At 54.5% G+C, this 4,430-nt stretch carries 2 protein-coding genes; both read right to left on the reverse strand.

Annotated features, from left to right (window positions below; genetic code table 11):
• The coding region (locus ACI4N7_RS09475) for a nucleoside kinase (protein ID WP_439733116.1) at window positions 1-1,637 on the reverse strand (1,637 nt) is incomplete at its 3' end.
• Between the two features lie 108 nt (window positions 1,638-1,745).
• Window positions 1,746-4,214 (reverse strand): leucine--tRNA ligase, encoded by a 2,469-nt coding sequence (gene leuS, locus ACI4N7_RS09480; protein ID WP_439733117.1) that lies wholly within the window; start codon window positions 4,212-4,214, stop codon window positions 1,746-1,748.
• Window positions 4,215-4,430: the final 216 nt, after the last annotated feature.

Raw genomic sequence — 4,430 nt, forward strand, 5'->3', positions numbered from 1 at the left:
AACGATTTTCCCATGCCTTTATATCCTACGAATTCTCTGAGGAGGGATTCGCCGGGTACGATGGAGCTGTCCAGTTCCCGGAAGGGCCTAAGGAAGGCGAGCAGGCGGCGGGCCTGGGCGTAGGCGGGGCTTTCTTTGCCTATGCTTTCCAGCAGGGGCTTGGCCAGTTTCTTGAGGACGGGGATTTCGTAGAGGAGGGCTGTGTTGAAGACGACGTTGGCCCGGTTCTGGTACTGGAATATATTTCTTTCTTCTCCCCTTCTCACGTTGTCCCACACCATGAGGGTGTGTTCCGCTCCGTTGCCCCGGAACTGGAAGTCCCGCACCAGGCGGCGCAGGAGGCGGCTGTCGGAGGTGGAGATGCGGTTATGGTCGTTGATGGTGAGCTGGGTCAAGGCGGAGAGGTAAACCCGGACGCACTGGTAGCCGGGAACGAAGTAGGTGAGCTTCGGATTCAGGGCATGGAGGCCTTCTACCAGGATGGGCTGTCCTTTTCCCAGGCGGATGGGCTTTTCGTCCCATTCCCGTTTCCCTGTGATGAAATTGAATCGGGGCAGGTGCACTTCTCTTCCTTCCAGCAGGGCGGAAACAGTGTCTTCAAAGAGAGCCAGGTCCAAGGCTTCCAGGTTTTCCCAGTTCCGGTTCCCCATTTCCGACCGGTTCCGGAAATAGTCGTCCAGAGAGAGCATGACCGGACGGACGCCGTTCACCCAGAGGTGGACGATGAGCCGTTTCATGAAGGTGGTTTTGCCCGAAGAGGAGGGGCCTGCCATGCACACCAGCCGGATGGCCGGCTTCTGGCGGCAGATGGCGTCTGCCAGTTCCGCCAGTTTCTTTTCCTGCAGGGCTTCGGCGGTGGCCACGATGTCGTAGATCCGGCCTGTATCAATGGCCCGGTTCAGTTCTTCCAGGTTGTGGCAGCCGATGAGTTCGCTCCAGTTCTGGGTTTCCAGGAAGACCCTTGCATAGAGCGGATCATCCTCCTGGGGCGTGAGCTTTGTTTCTCCCGGTCCGGGGATCTGCAGAAGGAAGCCCGGGGCGTAGGAATGGAGGGCAAAGTCGGTGATGAAGCCCATATCCGGCAGCATGGGGCCGAAGTAATAGTCGATGAGGCTGCCGCACTGGTCCACATTGAGCTCCGACACATCCAGCTGGGAGAGGAGCTCCGCGTCTTCTGTCCGCCCTTTCATGCGGAGGAAGGCGATGGCTCTGTTCTTCCCCACCACCAGCTTCGTAATTTTTCTTCTCTCCCCTGCGATGGCCTGCATTCTGGCCTGCAGCACCGCCAGTTCCTTGGCCAGGGGGGTATGGCCGTCCTTGAATTCGCAGTAAATGGATTTCCCCAGGGAATGCTTCACTTTCACATCCGCCTTGTCGCCGTAGATTTCCTTCACGCTGCATACGAGGAGCATGATGGCGGTGCGGCGCAGGGCTTCATAGGCTTCTCTGGAGGCCAGGGGAATCCAGCGCACGTTTCCGTCCTTCGTAAAGGGGGTCTGGAAATCAAGAATGTCTCCGTCGCAGTCCGCCAGCACGGCGTCGGTCCTCTTCCTGTCCCCTCTCACCATGTTCCACAGGTTCTGGGGGGAGGCGCCGTCAAAGAAATCAAAACTTCTTCCTTCACAGGTAATATGCATAAAGGTCGCTCCTTTCAGGTCGGGATGTATCAGTACATGGAAATACCGGTTTTCTCTATTTTAACACAGAATAAAAAAAGAGCCCCCGGAGAGGCTCTTTTTTATTTGTTATTTTACAACAATATTCACAATGCGCTTGGGCACTACGATGATCTTCACAATGGTCTTGCCTTCGGTAAATTTCTTTACGTCCGGAAGTTCCTTTGCTTTTTCGCCGATTTCTTCACGGCTCATGGCAACGGGGACGGTGATGGCAGCACGGACTTTGCCGTTGACCTGTACGCCCAGTTCCACTTCATCCACCACCAGGGCGGAGGTATCGCAGGCAGGCCAGGAAGCGTCGTGGACGCTCTTTTCCTTTTCGCCCAGGCCCTGCCACAGTTCTTCCGTAATGTGCGGAACGAAGGGAGCCAGCAGGATGAGGAGGTTTCTCAGCAGTTCGCGGGACAGACCTTCTTCCACGGTCTTGTGGCTTTCTGCAAAGCGGTACATTTCATTCACCAGTTCCATGATGGAGGAAATGGCGGTATTGAAGGCAAATTTCCCGTCCAGATCTTCCGTTACCTTCTGGATGGTCTGGTGCAGTCTTCTGCGGAGTGCAAATTCATCTTCCGAGAGCTTGCCCTTGTTTTCCTTGGGCAGATCCTGGTAACGGCCTACAATGGCCCATACTCTCTTCAGGAAGCGGTAGGATCCTTCTACGCCCTGGTCGGACCATTCCAGATCCTTTTCCGGAGGAGCGGCGAAGAGGATGAAGAGGCGGGCTGTATCAGCGCCGTACTTCCCTACGATTTCTTCCGGGGAAACCACGTTGCCTACGGACTTGCTCATCTTGCCGCCGTCCTTCAGCACCATGCCCTGGCAGAGAAGGTTGGTAAAGGGTTCCGGATACTTCACCAGGCCTTCGTCCTGCAGCACCTTCATGAAGAAACGGGAATAGAGCAGATGAAGGATGGCGTGTTCGATACCGCCGATGTACTGGTCTACAGGGAGCCAGTAGTTGGCCTTGTCCTTGTCAAAGGGTTCCTTTTCGTTGTGCGGATCGCAGTAGCGGATATAGTACCAGGAAGAATCAATAAAGGTATCCATGGTGTCCGTTTCTCTGGTGGCATCAGCGCCGCACTGGGGGCACTTTACATGGAGGAAGGATTCACTGGTTTCCAGCGGAGAGGTAGCGCCGGCCACGAAGTTGACGTCTGTGGGGAGCATGACAGGCAGATCTTTTTCCGGTACCAGCACATTGCCGCAGTGCGGGCAGTGGATAATCGGAATGGGGCAGCCCCAGTAGCGCTGGCGGGAAATCAGCCAGTCACGGAGGCGGTAATTCACCTTGCCCTTGCCGATGCCCATGTCTTCCATCTTCTTCGTGATGGCATCCCGTGCTTCTGCGGAAGTCATGCCGTCGAATTCTCCGGAGTTGACCAGGTATCCGTCTGCATCATAGGCCTTGTCCAGGTCTTCCAGCTTCAGGTCATGGGCCTTGTTCTGGATGACCAGCTTCATGGGAAGGCCGTATTTCTTGGCAAATTCAAAGTCGCGCTGGTCGCCCTGCGGTACGGCCATGACAGCGCCGGTGCCGTATTCATAGAGGACATAGTTGGCGATCCAGATCGGCACTCTTTCCCCGGTGAGAGGATGGATGGCGTAGCTGCCGGTGAACATGCCCAGCTTCGGCGCATCTTCGGAGGTACGGACAATGTCGTTCTGGTTTCTCATTTCCGTAATGAAGGCTTCCAGCTTATCCTTTTCCGGATTGTTGGCAATGAGCTTTTCCACCAGCGGATGTTCCGGAGCCAGCACCATGTAGGTTACGCCGTAAACCGTATCCACACGGGTGGTGTATACGGGAATGGTATCGTCCATGCCTTCTACCTTGAAGGAGAACTGGGTGCCGGTGGAACGGCCGATCCAGTTTCTCTGCATGGTCTTAACTCTTTCCGGCCAGCCGGGCATATGGTCCAGGTCAGCCAGGAGGCGGTCAGCATAGTCGGTAATCTTCAGGAACCACTGGGAGAGATCCTTCTTTACTACCGGGTTCTTGCATCTCCAGCAGCGGCCTTCTTCTACCTGTTCATTGGCCAGCACCGTATGGCAGGTGTTGCACCAGTTTACCTTGGCTTCCTTCTTGTAGGCCAGGCCTCTCTTGTAGAAAATTTCAAAGAGTTTCTGGGTGTGCTTGTAGTAATCCTCGCGGCAGGTCAGAACCTCTCTGTCCCAGTCATAGGACAGACCCAGTTCCTTCTGCTGGCGGGTCATATTGGCAATATTGGAATAGGTCCATTCAGCCGGCGGAGTGCCGTGCTTGATAGCCGCATTTTCGGCAGGCATGCCGAAAGCATCAAATCCCATGGGATGAATGACGTTAAAGCCCTGCATCTTCTTGAAACGGGCAACCACATCGCCGATGGAATAATTTCTTACATGGCCCATATGAAGATTGCCGGAGGGGTAAGGAAACATCTCCAGCACATAATATTTCTTCTTAGAGGGATCCGAATGGGTCTCAAATGCCTTGGTATCCTCCCAGATTTTCTGCCATTTTTTCTCAATCTGCTGAGGAACGTACTTTTCTCGCATATTTTCACCTTCCATAAAACAATGATGCTTCATCATTTTTTATATATAGTTGATACTTATTATATAGCTCATAGAGGGGAATAGTCAAATGGCACAGGCTCGGGCCGAAAAGGCCCTGCCGGCTCGGGTACAAAGGGTTCAAGAGGGTTCAGAAGGTTCAGAAGGTTCTGCCCGTCCACCAGCAGCCAGCTGCAAGCTGCCAGCTGCACAATCTCG

It is taken from the genome of Dialister sp. (genome assembly GCF_051885895.1).
Lineage (GTDB): Bacteria > Bacillota > Negativicutes > Veillonellales > Dialisteraceae > Dialister.

Coding starts and splice junctions, on each gene's coding strand:
- leuS (WP_439733117.1), bottom strand. CDS start 4,214: ATGCGAGAAAAGTACGTTCCTCAGCAGATTGAGAAAAAATGGCAGAAA.